Source organism: Serratia sp. GW822-FHT06D09 (genome assembly GCF_058799515.1).
In genome coordinates, this window is sequence record NZ_JBXALO010000013.1 from 50,065 (window position 1) to 65,731 (window position 15,667).

Annotated in this window: 14 protein-coding genes; 4 read left to right on the forward strand and 10 right to left on the reverse strand. The window is 55.1% G+C overall.

Going from position 1 to position 15,667, the window contains the following annotated elements:
- Position 1 precedes the first annotated feature (1 nt).
- Both AC1RKG_RS22505 and rfaQ read right to left on the reverse strand, forming a co-directional pair.
- Positions 2-1,129, reverse strand: coding sequence for a glycosyltransferase family 4 protein (locus tag AC1RKG_RS22505; RefSeq protein ID WP_122080467.1), 1,128 nt, complete (start codon positions 1,127-1,129; stop codon positions 2-4).
- On the reverse strand, positions 1,126-2,208 hold the full coding sequence (gene rfaQ / locus AC1RKG_RS22510; RefSeq protein ID WP_122080466.1) for a putative lipopolysaccharide heptosyltransferase III: 1,083 nt from the start codon (positions 2,206-2,208) through the stop codon (positions 1,126-1,128). Before rfaQ ends, AC1RKG_RS22505 begins: the two co-directional genes overlap by 4 nt.
- Positions 2,209-2,419: 211 nt before the next feature.
- Between rfaQ and AC1RKG_RS22515 the strand changes: the two genes are divergently transcribed.
- Complete coding sequence (locus tag AC1RKG_RS22515) at positions 2,420-3,376, forward strand: polysaccharide deacetylase family protein (protein ID WP_493183742.1); 957 nt, start codon at positions 2,420-2,422, stop codon at positions 3,374-3,376.
- A 1-nt stretch (position 3,377) separates the two neighbouring features.
- A complete protein-coding gene (locus AC1RKG_RS22520) occupies positions 3,378-4,475 on the forward strand; it encodes a glycosyltransferase family 9 protein (protein ID WP_142816212.1) in 1,098 nt (365 codons plus the stop codon).
- A 1-nt stretch (position 4,476) separates the two neighbouring features.
- On the opposite strand, the gene AC1RKG_RS22525 is transcribed toward AC1RKG_RS22520, so the two are convergent.
- The 6 genes from AC1RKG_RS22525 to rfaD are packed head-to-tail and all read right to left on the reverse strand — an operon-like array spanning position 4,477 to position 10,858.
- Positions 4,477-5,460, reverse strand: a complete 984-nt coding sequence (locus AC1RKG_RS22525) for a glycosyltransferase family 2 protein (RefSeq protein ID WP_493183743.1) — start codon at positions 5,458-5,460, stop codon at positions 4,477-4,479.
- A 4-nt stretch (positions 5,461-5,464) separates the two neighbouring features.
- Positions 5,465-6,703 carry an O-antigen ligase family protein gene (locus AC1RKG_RS22530; RefSeq protein WP_122080462.1) on the reverse strand — a complete coding sequence of 413 codons (1,239 nt, stop codon included), beginning with the start codon at positions 6,701-6,703 and terminating at the stop codon, positions 5,465-5,467.
- Positions 6,704-6,731: 28 nt separating this feature from the next.
- A complete protein-coding gene (locus tag AC1RKG_RS22535) occupies positions 6,732-7,895 on the reverse strand; it encodes a glycosyltransferase (RefSeq protein ID WP_130016863.1) in 1,164 nt (387 codons plus the stop codon).
- Complete coding sequence (gene rfaC, locus AC1RKG_RS22540; RefSeq protein WP_020837592.1) at positions 7,892-8,857, reverse strand: lipopolysaccharide heptosyltransferase RfaC; 966 nt, start codon at positions 8,855-8,857, stop codon at positions 7,892-7,894. The genes AC1RKG_RS22535 and rfaC overlap by 4 nt, the downstream gene beginning before the upstream one ends.
- A gap of 2 nt (positions 8,858-8,859) precedes the next feature.
- Complete coding sequence (rfaF, locus tag AC1RKG_RS22545) at positions 8,860-9,906, reverse strand: ADP-heptose--LPS heptosyltransferase RfaF (RefSeq protein WP_493183744.1); 1,047 nt, start codon at positions 9,904-9,906, stop codon at positions 8,860-8,862.
- 22 nt (positions 9,907-9,928) lie between these two features.
- On the reverse strand, positions 9,929-10,858 hold the full coding sequence (rfaD, locus tag AC1RKG_RS22550) for an ADP-glyceromanno-heptose 6-epimerase (RefSeq protein WP_128865466.1): 930 nt from the start codon (positions 10,856-10,858) through the stop codon (positions 9,929-9,931).
- A gap of 240 nt (positions 10,859-11,098) precedes the next feature.
- Here rfaD and kbl point away from each other — a divergent pair, with 240 nt between their 5' ends.
- Entirely contained in the window at positions 11,099-12,295 is a 1,197-nt protein-coding gene (gene kbl, locus AC1RKG_RS22555) for a glycine C-acetyltransferase (protein WP_046374879.1), read from the forward strand.
- 9 nt (positions 12,296-12,304) lie between these two features.
- The gene (gene tdh / locus AC1RKG_RS22560; protein ID WP_044554904.1) at positions 12,305-13,330 is read left to right on the forward strand and encodes an L-threonine 3-dehydrogenase; all 1,026 of its coding nucleotides are present in this window, start codon (positions 12,305-12,307) and stop codon (positions 13,328-13,330) included.
- Positions 13,331-13,362: 32 nt separating this feature from the next.
- Here tdh and AC1RKG_RS22565 read toward each other — a convergent pair whose 3' ends face one another.
- Both AC1RKG_RS22565 and envC read right to left on the reverse strand, forming a co-directional pair.
- Positions 13,363-14,328: a divergent polysaccharide deacetylase family protein gene (locus AC1RKG_RS22565; RefSeq protein WP_493183745.1), complete on the reverse strand. Its 966-nt coding sequence runs from the start codon at positions 14,326-14,328 to the stop codon at positions 13,363-13,365.
- A gap of 2 nt (positions 14,329-14,330) precedes the next feature.
- Entirely contained in the window at positions 14,331-15,665 is a 1,335-nt protein-coding gene (gene envC / locus AC1RKG_RS22570) for a murein hydrolase activator EnvC (RefSeq protein ID WP_493183746.1), read from the reverse strand.
- Between the last annotated feature and the right edge of the window lie 2 nt (positions 15,666-15,667).

The window sequence follows — 15,667 nt, forward strand, 5'->3', positions numbered from 1 at the left end:
GTTAATCCAGCAGCCGGTTATAAAGGGATATCAGCTGTTCCGACAGGTGTGCCGGGGTAGCCGACATGATACGTAATCTTGCGGCTTCACCCATGGTGGAACCCTGAGCCTGACGTGGCAACGCGGTGATCGCCTCGATCAGCGCCGGTACGTCGAGGGCATCGGTCACAAACCCATTTTGCCCCTGAGTGATAAACTCGGCACCGCCACAGGTGGTGCTGGTGATCACCGGAAGGCCACAGGACATGGCTTCCAGAATCACATTGGGGAACGGGTCGTACAACGTCGGTAATAACAGCGCATCGGCGGCCTGGTAGAAGGGCAGCGTTTGTTTCTGCACTCCCATAAACCGCACCCGTTCGCTGCAACCGAGCGACTGCGCCAGCGCCTGATAGCGTTTTTCGGCCTTATCCTTGCCTACCACCAGCAGATAGCTGTCGGTGGCTGCGACGGCGCGAATGGCGGCGGCCAGCCCTTTGCGTTCAAAACCTGAGCCGACAAAAATCAGGCAGTGCGCCTGTTGCGGGATCTGGTATTGCTGACGTAGCTGCTGTCGCTGTTCGGCATTGGCGGGCAGAAATTTTTGATTATCAATGGCGTTGTAGATCACCGTAATTTTATCGGCGGGAACGCCGAAATCATCGATGATTTCCTGTTTAATCATTTCGGCGTTGCAGATGACCGCTTTCAGCTCCGGAGCGGCGTACATCGCCCGTTCCGCACACATAACGTAGCGGTGGTAGCGGTTGGAGAACAGCCACTTGCGGCGCCATTCCGGCAGCAGGCGCGCCCGCTGCAATAACCAGCGGCGATGCACGCCATCGCCGGCGCGATAAATATCGCAGCCCGGAATCCGCTCATGGCTTTGCACCAAATCGAAGCGTTCCTTTTGCCACAGGGCTCTGGCCGCGTCGGCAAAGCCGCGTTCACGGCTGATGCGGCCAAATTTCAGCGGATTGCACAGGTGAATGTGCCAGTTCGGGTTGGCATCACCCTGCCATTCGCGGGTGATGACGTTAAGATCCAGGTCCTGCTGTTCCAGCGCCTCCAGGGCGCGTGAGACGAAACGCTCAGCTCCACCGTCCGGGCGGTATTTTTGGCGAACGATCGCCAAACGAAATGCTTTCATGCCAGCGTGCTCCGCGCGGCTGCAATCACCGCGTCTGTAGGAATAAGGTCCAGATAACGTTCATCGGTGCCGGTATCAATGGCGTCTGGATCGGGCAAGGTGCCATAATCACCGGCCCATATCACATGGCCAATGACCTGCCATGGACGCCAGAACACCAGCTTGGAAGGGCCAAACAGCGCGACGCAAGGGGTCTGCAGCGCGGCGGCCATGTGCATAGGCACAGAATCTACGCCGATAAACAGTTTTGCGTGGTCGATCAGGGCGGCCAGTTGCCGCAGCGTCAGTTGCCCAGCCAGGGACACTACGCCCTGTGGCGGACAGAGCGCCAGAATGCGCGCCACCATTTCGCGTTCTTTTGGATCCGGGCCAGAGGTGATCACCAATGAGTGACCGTCGGCCTGCAACGCGCTGATGGTGGCGGCCATTTTTTCTTCGCTCCAGCATTTGAAGAACCAGCGGGAAGTGGGTTGCACCACAATGTAATCGCCGGTAATGCCCTGTTGCTGCAACAGTTGCTCGCAGGCTTGCCAGTCCTGCGATGGATAGCTCATGGTGACCTGCTGACTGACGCCTGGCAGGCCAAGCGGCTGTAACAGCGACAGGTTTTGTTCAACGGTGTGCAACCGGGCATGATCGCTGACCGGTACCAAATGCGTGTGGCAGTGCCGCCATAAGAAGCCCTGACGCTTCGGGAAATCGAACCCCAGCCGGATACGTGCACCGGTCAGCCGGGCGAGAATAGCGCTGCGCCACTGATCGGCCAGGTTGACCACCAGATCGTAATGCCGGGCCTTAAGCTGTCGGATCAGATTCAGTTCATGACTCAGGTGCGCTTTCGTACCCTGTTTTTTCCATTGACGATCGATCACGAAGACGTTCGACAAGGCCGGATGGCTGACCAGCATTTCCTGGGTTTCTTTATACAGCAGTACGTCGATCTGCGCCTGCGGGTAGTTTTGCTGCAGGGTATTGATGACCGGCGTGATCAGCAACATGTCGCCGTGGTGGCGAAGTTTAACGATCAAAATACGCTGTATCGAGGTATCAGGAGCAAGGGCTGGCGCGTCGTTCATCATGAGTCGCTTTCAGGGAAACCAATCTTTGATTCTAAATGACCCGATCGCATGTGGCTACTGTTGCACGGTTTTCTTGCCGTGAAGAGAAAAAATCGCCTTGGGAAGTGACAAAATGCCTTCAACGTTGTCAAAACCAGGCACTAAAGTCGTTTGCCCTGGCGAAACGCCCTGCGTAACATAATGCATTCTGTTGATATCAGGCCCGATATTTATGACCAAACCGGCATTTCTCATCACCATTGATACCGAAGGCGACAATCTGTGGCAAAACCACGATCGCATTTCGACCGATAACACGCGCTTTTTGCCGCGCTTTCAGGCGCTGTGTGAGAAATATGGCTTTAAGCCGGTGTACCTCACCAACTATGAAATGGCGATGGATGCAGAATATGTCGAGTTCGCTCGCGATGTGATTGCCCGCGGTACCGGCGAAGTGGGAATGCATCTGCATGCCTGGAACAGCCCGCCGCTGACGCCGTTGACCGAAGACGACTGGCGACACAAACCCTATCTGATCGAATACCCGGCCGAGCAAATCCGCGCCAAGGTCGATCACATGACCAAACTGTTGGAAGACAGCTTCCAGACAAAAATGCTCAGCCATCGCGCCGGGCGTTGGGCGTTTAACGAATACTATGCCGCCTTGCTGCTGGAGTATGGTTATCAGGTGGATTGCTCGGTTACGCCGCGCGTTAACTGGCAGTACTCACCGGGCAACCCGCAGGGTAACGGCGGCACGGACTATCGCCATTTCCCATCGCAGGCCTATTTTATCGATCCGGAAAATATCGCCAAAGCGGGCGCGTCGTCGCTGCTGGAAGTGCCGATGAGCATTCAATATAAGCATTCTGCGCTGATGAATACGCTGAAGCAGGGTTACGATCGGCTGCGTGGCAAACAACGTTCGCCGTCGGTTAACTGGCTGCGCCCAAGCGGCGGCAACCTGGAAAAAATGAAGCTTGTGGCTGAGCGTTGTTTGGCGCAGGGGCATGATTACGTGGAATTTATGCTCCACTCTTCCGAGTTTATGCCGGGTGGCAGCCCAACCTTTAAGACCGAACAGGATATTGAAGTGTTGTACCGTGATTTAGAGCAGCTGTTCGCCTGGCTGCAGCAGCGTACGGTTGGCATGACGCTGGCCGAGTATTATCAACTTAAAGTGAACTGAGATGTCGAAAAAATGGAAAATTAAGGTCGCGGATTGGTTTTTGCGACGTTATACCGCAAAGTCCGGCCGTTTCCAGGATAAGGCGACTTTCGACAGTCGGCTTCAATTTGACAATATCGTCATCTATTCCACGACGGCGTTGGGCGACTTTATGTTTAACACGCCTGCGCTGCGGGCGATGCGTGAACGCTATCCGAACGCGCATATTACTCTGGTGGTTCACAAGAAGAATCAGGAGCTGGTGGAAAACGGCCGCTACTACGATCGCGTGGTGTATTGGGACAGCAAAATCAAAAGTCTACGTCCGCTGTTGAAATCGCTGCGCGAACATCAGCCGGATTTGGCGCTGATCCTGCACTCACATCTGCCGTACGACATTATCAGCGCCGTCTTATCCGGGGCTAAATACATTATCCGGGATAACTACAGCTCCGGAATTTGTGGGCTGGAACCTTGGTTGACCAACTATATCTTCCATTACTACGGCCATTTTATTCGCCGCAAGTTGGAGCTGATTTCCATTTTGGGTTGCCGCAGCGACGATCCCACCATGGAAATTCCCGCGCCGTATCAACCGGGCGTCAAAAGCAGCGAGCACTGTACGATAGGCTTTCAGTTGGGCGCGTCTACCGAATCGCGCTGTTGGCCGGTATCGCATTTTGCCCGGTTGGCCGATGAGCTGGTGGCCAAGCATGCCAATGTGCGCATCGTACTGATTGGCGGGCCTTTCGACGAAGGGAAAGCGCAGCAGTTTCTGAGCCAGGTTAGCCCTCAAACCCGGGAGTGTGTAGACAACCGCATCGGCAAAACGGGGCTGCAGACGTTGCTGACGCTGATCGACAGCTTCCATGTGTTGGTTACCGGCGATACCGGCCCACTGCATTTAGCCGTGGCGCTGAAGGTAAAAACCATCAGCCTGTTTGTCACCGCGGATTCGCGTTCTACCGGACCGATTCAGGATCCGGAGCTGCATCGGATCATTCAGGTTTCCCGTACCGGCTATACTATGCCGCTGGAGGCTGAAAGCCCGATGGGCGTGATCCAACCACAGCGTATTTACGCTGAGGTGGTGGATCATTTATCGCTGAATAAAGAGTGAGTTAGCGCTTTTTCAGTTGCCAGCGCATTTTTGACAGCCAGGTGTCCACACGTGCGTACCGCATTTGCCGGATCTTTTTTCGCGGTACGCCGCTGTTGCTGCAGACTTCAGTCAGGCGTTTGAAGGCACGTAGTGTTTCCGGCTCATAGTGATAGTAACCGTACTGCGCTTTTGACATCGCTCTGATTTCTGAAAAACAGTTCCCGAGCATCAGAGCCGCCAGCTGGCGCAGTGGCTCGTCATCTCGGTGCTGTTCGACAAAACTCAACATTTTCCCCGTCGCAAAAAGCATGTCCTCAATATCCTTGGGTTTGATATTGCGGGTGATCCCCTGACTGTTATCTCGATAGAAATAGAGCACGTGGTCGAGATGCGCAATTTTGCGCGTCTTGAAATATTGAAAAGGCGTGAAAATGACATCTTCATAGCGTCGACCGTCTTCGAATCGGTCACCTTCCAACAATGAGCGTCGATAGACACGGCTCCACAGGTGCCACATTGAGTGGGAAAATAACGGGGTGAGACAGGCCAGGCCCTGGCCAGCAAAGTCATAAGTGCTGCTGCGGATCGCGGTGCCAACAGGCTGTACCGGCGGACTGTCAGCAAACTTCTGATAATTAAAATCGATCAGGTCGTCTTCGTTTGCCAGCAGCAATGGCCGCAGAATGGCCAGATAGTCGCTGCTCAGCAAGTCGTCGCCGTCGAGGAAGGTGACATAGCGCCCGGTAGCCAGCTGCAAGCCGACGTTGCGGGCGTGGGCGATACCGCTATTTTCTTGCGAAATAAAGACCACCTGGGGATGCCGGCGTTCGGCTAACAGTTGGCGCACCAGCGAGGCGGAATTGTCGGTCGAGCCGTCATCAATGATGACCACCTCGATATCATCGCCGATCTGGTTAAACAGCGAGCTCAGGCTGGCAACGACGAAATTTTCGTTGTTGTAAAATGGCACGATAACGCTGAGCAGAGGCGGCGATGAGTTCATGAGGTTAATCCTGAGCGACCGACGTTTTTTTCACTGAAAGCACGCTGGCAACGATCGCCAGGCAAAAAATCGCCGTACCTTCAGTGCTAAAGAATATGACGTCACTGAGCCCATAAACAAACAGGCTGAAGGTCACACCCAGCAACAGTGCATTGCGGTGAGGCTTTAATGAGGAAACAAATAAGCCGATGTACAGCGCCAGTAAAAACAGGGCCCCCCAGACGCCTTTGAGCGAGTAGGTTTCCAGCAGCTCATTGTGCATATGAACATTGATATAAGGCATTACGCCATACAGTTCGGGCTGCTTGGCAACTATAGCTTTGATTTCCTCTCCGCGCTGTTCTGCCGATTGTCCCAACGGGGCCAGGTTTCCGGTACGCACCCCGATTATTTGCATCGTAAGGCGTGACATAATGGAATTGTCGATTTCTGGATTATTCGCTTGCTGCATGTTGGTTTTAAAATCGGCAATACGCTGTTCAATTTGTGGTTTAAAGATGAACCCGCAGGCGACCAACAATAAAGGTACTGAAGCTATCAGCAGGATTTTGTGCTTATGGGAAATCAGGTTTTTCGTCGCCAGTATCGACAGGCCTACCGCGACCGGGTAGACCAGCATTGCCGCTCGGGTGCCGGTCAGCACCAGCGTGGATAAGGTGACCAGAAAGCCGATGATATAGAGCGGAATGCGGTATTTCGTTCGCAGCATCAGAATTGCCTGCAGCATGACCAGATTGATGGCGGTAATCAAATAGGCGGCAACGGTAGCGCGATCGAAGTTAATCTCTACGCGGCCAATATCCAGCCACAAGCCCTGATAAAGGGAATAACCGTTGACCGCAATACCCGTCACCAACGCAATAACAATAAAGGCGCGTTGCATGCAAAGGCGTTCATTTAACGCAATCAGCAGAATAAAGGCGGTGGCGATCTGCAACTTGCCGGTCGACATGTATGAGCGGTAAATATTGATGTAATCGCCCGGTTGTTTAAAGTGCTGCAACCAGAAAATGCTCCCCATGCCTACGCAGAAAAACAGAACGGGTACGATAAGGTTTTTTTTGTTTTTAAAGTAATACTTCAGGTTTAAACACACGGCGATAAATGAGATATAGCTGGCGACATAAAAAAGATTGCGCCCGGTGTCGGAACCGAAGGGGATAGTACAAAACGCGATAGCGCATCCCAGATAGATCAGATAACTGAAGACAGGGTGCGGTGTGGTTTCTTTGAGTAGTTGCATGGGGCTGGGTTTCCGGCTCGCATTAATGTTAAGCAGTAAATGATTTCAGCGCGTCGTCAAATTCTGTTTTGAACATAGCGTAGCTGAAATGTTCAACCGGGTAACGCTGCGCATTTTGACTCATACTTTGATATGTTTCCGGCACTATCAGCTTTTCCACTGCATCTGCGCACTCAAGATGTGACAGCAGTTTCGGCATGACCAAGGTATCGCTGAGCGGATCATAGACATCGTGAGGGAAATCCACCTTGATACCCGTTAGCCGTTGATGTTCTTCAATCGTTACCGAGGGGAGCAAGCCAATACCGCAGTGCCCATCTTTGATCACCTCTGGCTGACCATCGACCTGCGGGAATATGACCGGCACGCCGAAATACAACGCTTCCATACAGGATAAGCCGAAGGGTTCGGTGATCGGCGTACTCATATAGATATGTGTGCGGTTGAAGAAATCCGCAACGTTATCCTGAAAACCGCTGAAGATGACCCGGTCGCCCAGCTCGAGCTTTTCCGCCAAGGCTTCAAATTCTGCCCTGTCGGGTCCCTTGCCTGCAATTTCCAGAGTGACATCATGCCCGCGGCGCAGCAGTTCCTGCATCATCAGTAACGACACGCTGATGCCTTTCAGGCTGACCAGGCGAGAGGCGGTGCCTATTCTGATCGGCTTGCTGAGTGGTTTCAGGCTATCGCTGATACCGGAGGGCGTTTTCAGTCGGTTGATCACCACGTGATTCGGACAGGGCAAATTAAAGCGCAGTTCCATCACCCGTTTTGAGGCAAATGAAGCCGATATCACCCCGTCCAGCATGGCGAGAAAACGCAAGGTTTTGTGATTCTTCGGGTAGCGCCATGAACAACCGTGATCGTAGTAAACCAGCTTACCGCGTTTCGGTTTGGCGGCCAGACCGGGTACCAGATCCCAAACGATGACCACGTCGGCATTGGCCTTTTCGATTTTACTTTTCAGCAGGTATTTGCGCAAAAACTGCGGGCAGCGCAGTGGCAAAGCGTTCACCAGCCGGTTGGCAAAGGTAACTTTTTGGTCAGGCATTTGCCGGCGGATCTCTTCACCGACCTCGCTACTGATGCAAATCACCTCGTTACTGCCGTCGGTGGTGTCGTTGATATACTGCAGGAACAGGCGTTCGACGCCACCCATCTTCCCTAAATTGATAACGTGCAGCTTTTTCATCCAATAACCTTTTGCAACTCGGCCCAGACTGAACCGGCGGAGAGCGTCGCCATGCTTTTTTCTGGGGAAATCAGAGAATGTTGATTCTGACCGTAACCACCGATCAATCCTGGATCGGTGGGACCAAACAGCGTGATATTCGGCCTGTCTAGCGCGGCGGTCAGGTGGCTAAGGCCGGTATCAACCGAGACCACGCATTTCGCACCGGCCAGCACTTCGGCCACCTGCTGCAGACTGAGCTTGGGTAAAACCTCGACGTGCGGGAAACCTTCCGCCAGACGCAGTGCGCGTTGACGCTCGTGCTCTGCGCCCCACGGTAGTTTGATCTTCAAACCGGTTGGCTCAGTTAACGCGATCAGATCGCGCCAGTGTGTTTCCGGCCAGTGTTTCTCATCGCGAGTGGTAGCATGCAAAAACACCAGATACTGGCCGGCATCGGCCGGCAGATGGCTGAGAAAGCGGGCCGCAATGGCGTAATCGCCGACGCTGTCGGGTTTTTCATAGCCCAGGCTTTTGGCAAACAGCTCGCGCGTACGCTCAACGGCATGTTGCTGTTTGTCGATATCGTAGCGGTGGTTGTAGAACCAGCTGGCGAAGGGCTCACGGGCGCTTTTGCTGTCCTGACCGTGTTTGCTGCCTTTGGCGATGCGAGTGATCAGCGCGGCGCTTTTGATTAGCCCCTGGGCGTCGATCACCGCGTCGTAATTTCGCTCCTGCACCACGCGTTTAAAGTCGCAGCGTTGCTGGCGAGTTTCACTGCCAAACCAGTTTTTGCGCCAGCGGCGAATCGCCACTGGGATCACGCGGTCCACCGCCGGATGCCAGGTGGGGATTTGGCTGAAGCTTTCCTCAACCACCCAATCAAAGCGAATACCGGGAATGGCCTGCATGGCGTCGGTGAGCGCAGGTAGCGTGTGGAGTACATCTCCCATGGAAGAGGTTTTTACAATCAACACCTGCATGCTTATTCCTCGCTGGCGGTAAGTAACGGCGTCAGCGCGTCCAACACCTGCTGTGGCTGAATATCGATCAGGCTTTGATGGTAACCCTGATCGGCATCGCCTTTGCGTATCTTATGGTAACCGCTAATTAAGCGGATCACTTTGGCCTTGTCGGACAGCGGCGGCGTGAAGTCCGGGCTGCTCGGGCCGTACAAGGCTATCAGCGGTTTATTCAACGCCGCCGCAACGTGCATCAAACCTGAGTCGTTACTGACCACGGCCGAACAGGAGGCCAACAGGATCACCGCTTGCTCCAGCTGAGTTTCCCCAGCCAGGTTCATGCAAAAGCCGCGGGCGTCGTCATCCAGCGCAGCGCGGATCTGTTCGCCCGCTTCGTTATCCTTGGCGGAACCGAACAGGGCGATTTGATAACCCTGATCGATCAGCTTCTGTGCCAGAGCGGCATAGTGATAATGCGGCCAGCGTTTGGCCGGACCGAACTCGGCGCCGGGGCAAAAGCCGATGATCGGCCGATGATCGGTCAGGTTGAAGGCGGCGGTAGTTTCGGCAATCTCTTCGTTGCTGACCTGCAGTTGCGGCCACAGTAGCGGCTGCGGCAGATCTTCTGCGCGTTGAATGCATTGTTTGTCATAGGCTAGCGCGACATAACGCTGCACCATCAGCGGGAAGGCGGCCTTGTCCAGAACGCGAATATCATTCAACAGGCCATAGCGCATTTCTCCGCGCCAACCAACGCGCCGTGGCACTTGGGCAAAGAAGGGCACCAGCGCAGATTTGAAGGAGTTCGGCAGCACATAAGCGCGATCGTATACGTTAGCGCGCAGGGCATGCCCGAGACGTCGACGCTCCCCGAGTGCCAACGCGCCGTGGCCTAACGGCATCGGCAGGGCCTGGTTGACCTCCGGCATACGCGCCAGCAATGGACGGCACCAGGCCGGCGCCATCACATCAATTTCTGCCGTCGGGTGCTCGGCCTTCAGGGTGCGGTAGAGACTTTGCGACATCATCATATCGCCAACCCATGAAGGGCCGATAACCAGTATTTTCATACCCTACGTTTGTTCCTTCAGCTTAGGCGGTGCGGTTTAACCAGGCCATGTACTCTTTCACGCCTTCGGCGACCGTTTTGAACGGTGCGTCATAGCCGGCGGCGCGCAGCTTGGTCAGGTCGGCCTGGGTAAACGCCTGATAACGACCTTTGAGTTTTTCCGGGAACGGGATGTTTTCCACTGCGCCTTTCTGATGGAAGTCGACTACCGCGTCGGCCACCGCCTGGAAGGTTTCCGCACGGCCGGTGCCGCAGTTGAAGATGCCGGAGACGCCGCTTTTCCAGAACCACAGGTTCACTGCCGCTACGTCGCCGACGTAGATGAAATCACGCTTGAAGTTCTGGCTGCCGTCGAACAGTTTCGGGTTCTCGCCGCGGTTGATCTGGCTGTTCAGGTGGAATGCCACGCTGGCCATGCCGCCCTTGTGGCCTTCGCGCGGGCCGTAGACGTTGAAGTAACGGAAGCCGCAGATCTGCGAGTCTGCCTCAGGCAGAATTTCACGTACGTACTGGTCGAACAGGAATTTCGAGTAGCCGTAAACGTTCAGCGGCTCTTCAAACTGGCGCTCTTCGATAAACTCTTCACGACCGCCGTAGGTGGCTGCAGAAGAGGCGTACAGGAACGGAATTTCGCGATCCAGGCAGTAGTGCAGCAGATCTTTAGAGTACTGATAGTTGTTGTCCATCATGTACTTGCCGTCCCACTCGGTGGTGGACGAGCAGGCACCTTCGTGGAAAACCGCGTCGATTTCACCCAGATCGTCACCGGCCACGATATTGGCGATGAAATCTTCTTTGTCGATATAGTCGGCGATGTCGAGATCGACCAGGTTGGCGAATTTGGTGCCGTCTTTCAGGTTATCTACCACCAGGATATCGCGATACCCTGTGTCATTCAGCGCTTTAATGATATTGCTGCCGATCATGCCGGCGCCACCAGTGACGATAATCATTGGGTTACCCCTGTTATTCTGCCCGGTGGGACACGGTGTCCCACGCTCAATGCCGCTTATAATAGCATTTCATGCCGCTGCAAACATCGGACGGGCTCTGAATATCCCGTGATGTCGAGCACTGCAGTACTTTGCCGTGATATCTGCTGCAATTTTCATATTCTCTCCCGCTGATTCTCGTCAGTTTGGTTACAAATCAGTAAAATATGTTGAAAACAGCCCAATCCTGGAGATAACCGAATGTCCGCGTCTTTTTATCAGCAGTTGGAACAACAACTTGAGACCACCCGTAGCGAGGGATTGTTCAAAGAAGAGCGCATTATTACTACCGCTCAGCAGGCTGATATCGCCGTAGCCGACGGCAGCCATGTGATCAATTTCTGCGCCAACAACTACCTGGGCCTGGCTAACCACCCGGCGATGATCGCGGCGGCCAAGGCCGGTATGGACAGCCATGGTTTCGGCATGGCGTCGGTGCGCTTTATTTGTGGCACCCAGGATAGCCATAAACAGCTGGAAAAAAAGCTGGCCGATTTCCTCGGGATGGAAGACGCCATCCTGTATTCCTCTTGTTTTGACGCCAACGGGGGGCTGTTCGAAACCCTGCTGGGTCCGGAAGACGCCATTATTTCTGATGCGTTGAACCATGCTTCGATCATCGACGGTGTCCGCTTGTGTAAGGCGAAGCGCTATCGCTACGCCAACAACGATATGACTGAATTGGCCGCACAGCTGAAGCAGGCCAAGGCTGATGGCGCACGGCACATCATGATCGCCACCGACGGCGTGTTCTCAATGGACGGTGTGATCGCCAACCTGAAAGGCGTGTGCGATTTGGCGGACCAATATCAGGCGTTGGTGATGGTGGATGACTCCCACGCGGTTGGTTTCGTTGGCGCCAACGGGCGTGGCACCCACGAGTATTGCGAAGTGATGGGGCGCGTCGACATCATTACCGGTACCTTGGGCAAGGCGTTGGGCGGCGCTTCAGGCGGCTATACCGCGGCGAAGAAAGAGGTTGTGGAGTGGCTGCGTCAGCGGTCGCGCCCTTATCTGTTCTCCAACTCGCTGGCGCCGGCGATTGTCGCAGCGTCGATCAAAGTATTGGAATTGCTGGAAGAGGGCGATGCACTGCGCGATCGCCTGTGGGCCAATGCGAGCCTGTTCCGTGAAAAAATGACCGCGGCGGGCTTTGAGCTGGCCGGGGCCGATCACGCCATCATCCCGGTGATGTTGGGTGAAGCAAAACTGGCGCAGGAATTCGCCAATGCGTTGCTCAAGGAAGGCATCTATGTAACAGGTTTCTTCTATCCGGTGGTGCCGAAAGGCCAGGCACGCATCCGTACCCAGATGTCTGCCGATCATACCCCGGAGCAAATTGAGCGTGCTGTTGCGGCGTTCATTCGTATCGGTAAAGATCTTGGCGTTATTGCATAAGGTAAAACCATGAAAGCATTGTCAAAACTGAAAGCGGAAGAAGGGATTTGGATGACCGATGTGCCTCAGCCGGAGCTGGGTCATAACGACATCATGATTAAAATCCGTAAAACCGCGATCTGCGGTACCGATGTTCATATCTATAACTGGGATGAATGGTCACAGAAAACCATCCCGGTGCCTATGGTCGTCGGCCACGAATACGTGGGTGAAGTGGTTGCCATCGGCCAGGAAGTCAAAGGGTTCAACGTCGGCGACCGCGTTTCAGGCGAAGGCCATATCACCTGCGGCCATTGCCGCAACTGCCGGGGTGGCCGCACGCACCTGTGTCGCAACACCACCGGTGTGGGCGTGAACCGTCCAGGGTCGTTTGCTGAGTATCTGGTGATCCCGGCGTTCAATGCCTTCAAGATCCCGGATAATATCTCCGATGAACTGGCGTCAATCTTCGACCCGTTCGGCAATGCGGTGCACACCGCGCTGTCGTTTGATTTGGTGGGCGAAGACGTGCTGGTTTCCGGCGCTGGTCCGATTGGCATCATGGCCGCTGCGGTATGTAAGCACGTTGGCGCTCGCCATGTGGTGATTACCGACGTCAATGAATACCGTTTGGATCTGGCGCGTAAAATGGGCGTGACCCGTGCGGTGAACGTCAGCAAAGAAAACCTGAACGACGTGATGGCCGAGTTGGGCATGACCGAAGGGTTTGACGTTGGGCTGGAAATGTCTGGTGCGCCACCGGCGTTTCGTTCGTTGCTCAATGCGATGAACCACGGTGGGCGTATTGCCATGCTGGGTATTCCACCGTCGGATATGTCGATCGACTGGAATCAGGTGATCTTCAAAGGGCTGTTTATCAAAGGGATTTACGGTCGTGAGATGTTTGAAACCTGGTATAAGATGGCGGCGCTGATTCAGTCTGGTTTGGATCTGACGCCTATCATTACTCACCGTTTCTCGATCGACCAATTCCAGCAGGGCTTTGATGCCATGCGTTCCGGCCAGTCCGGGAAAGTGATTTTGAGCTGGGATTAACAGTAAAAAGGGCCGGAATTCCGGCCCTGATTTTATGCTTTAGGTTTGTCTGGCGTTGAGTCCGTCCAGCGTTGCCACTGACGTTTAATGAAGGTCACGGCCGGCGACTGGGTCACGCTTTCGCCGATCACACTCATGACCTTGCCCGCGTTGACTTTTTCCTTCGGCAACTTGACCTTACACTGTTTGATCCCGCCATTGAACGGGTTCTTCGGCTGCGGTTTCTGCGGCTTGATCGGTGGTGGAACATAGCTGCCGCCACTACCGCCGCCCTGTGGTTCGTTCAGCAGCGAGCTGGGTTTCACCAGCACGATGTCGCTTGGCAGCGTAGGCAGCATTTGCTGCAGCACTTTCACCGTCGCCGGCCGCGGGTGGCCAATGGCAATAGCGGAACCGTTGCGCCGTGCCAATTCGACCGCCCGGTTGAACTGGCGGCGAATATCGGCTTCGCTGGCCGTATCGTCCAGGAACACCTTACGCTTGATCACCTTCACATGGGTGCCGGCCGCCGCTCGGGTGGCCTGGCTGTTGCCGATGGTCATGCTGTCGAGGAAATAGAGCTGATAGCTGTCGAGCGCCTGCATGACTTTCTGCATACCGGGCAAGCTGGAGGTCATGGCGCTGCCCATGTGGTTATTCATACCTACCGCATAGGGTACATTATTGACCGCATTGCGGATAATGCGCTGGATCTCTTCGCTGCTCATGGAAGGCTGTAGTGTGTCACGCTCCAGCGGTTGCTTACTGAGCGGCGCCATCGGCATATGGATCAGTACTTCCCGGCCCTGACTGTGGGCGCGAGTAGCCATTAAGCGGGCATGGGGGGCGTTGGGCAGCACTGCAACGGAGATGGCCGTCGGCATTTGCAGCACCGCACCTTCTTCGTGCGGGCGATAGCCCACGTCATCGATGACGATGGAGAGTTTCCCTGCCTGTGCGGCGCAGACCTGCAGCAGACAGCCAATCAAGACGGCAGTACGGATTTTGTTATAGCGCAAATCTATCTTCCCAACCACGGTAGTGGGTTAACGGCCTGACCCTGGCGACGAATTTCGAAATAGAGCGATGGCGTTCCCTGGCCTCCGCTGGTGCCTACCAGGGCTATCGGTTGGCCGGCGCGCACCTGTGCCCCGACGTTGACCAGTGCACTTTGGTTGTAGCCGTACAGGCTCATGTCACCCTTACCGTGTTCGATGACGACAACCAGGCCATAGCCCTGCAGCCAATCGGCCAGCAGCACGCGGCCGTCGGCGATAGCTTTCACTTCGCTGCCTTCGGCGGCGGAGATCACCATGCCTTTCCAGCGTAGTTCACCTTGCAGCTGTTCACCGAAACCATGCAACGTGCGGCCGCGGACCGGCCATATTGCCTGCCCATTCGGTCTGCCAAGGCCGCCGGTACGGGCCATCAATGAGCGGTCGGCTTCGCTTGGCTTATAGCTGGTGCCGGTTTTCTTCGCCTGCTGTTCTTTGACGCGAACCTGCTCGCGAACCTTGGCGGCCTCACGCGCTTCGCGTTCCGCTCGGGCACGGGCTTCTCGTTCGGCCCGGGCAATCTTGTCGCGCATGCGGGTTTCGTTCTGGCGCAGTTCCACCAGACGCTGCTGATCTTTTTCCAGCGAGGCTTCCAGCGCGGTCAGCGTTTTCTTACGTGCACCGCGTGCCTGCTCCAGCTTCTGCTGCTGCGTTTGTTGTTCCTCTAGCAGCGATTTCTGTTGGCCCTGCTTGGCCACCAGCGTGGTTTTTTGCTTTGCCAGCTCGGCGCGGGTTTGCTTCAGTTCTTCAATGGTTTGCTGACGCGCGTCGTTCAGGTAGCCGAAGTAAGCCAAAATACGCTCGCTACGCTGGCTCTCTTCACCGCTGAGGATCAATTGCACGGCGCTGTGCTGGCCCTGGCGGAAGGCGGCATCGAGCTGTTTGGCGAGGATTTCCTGCTGGGTGGATTGCTGCTTTTGCAGCTTGGCGATTGAGGCATTCAGGCCGGAGATATCTTTCCCCAGTTGGCTCAATGTGCTTTGGGTGTCACGCAGCAGGCGGCTGGCCTGCGCGATGGTTTTTTCTTGCTGCTTAAGCTGATCCTGCAATGAGCTGCGCTGTTGCTGCTGCTGCTTAACCGCCTTTTCTTTCTCGGCGATGCTTTGCTGGATGTCTTTGAGCTGGGATTTATTGTCTTCCGCCGCCTGGCTGGCTAACGGCAACAACAAGACGCCAGCGTAAAATACGCTGGCGCACAGGGTGGTTAACTTCCTTGGCGCGGTGCGTTCAGGCAGCGGCTGGCTGCCTGGGTTTGCGCTTCGGGTTACCCTTGATAGTGCAAAAAACGCCTTTTCCCTCATAG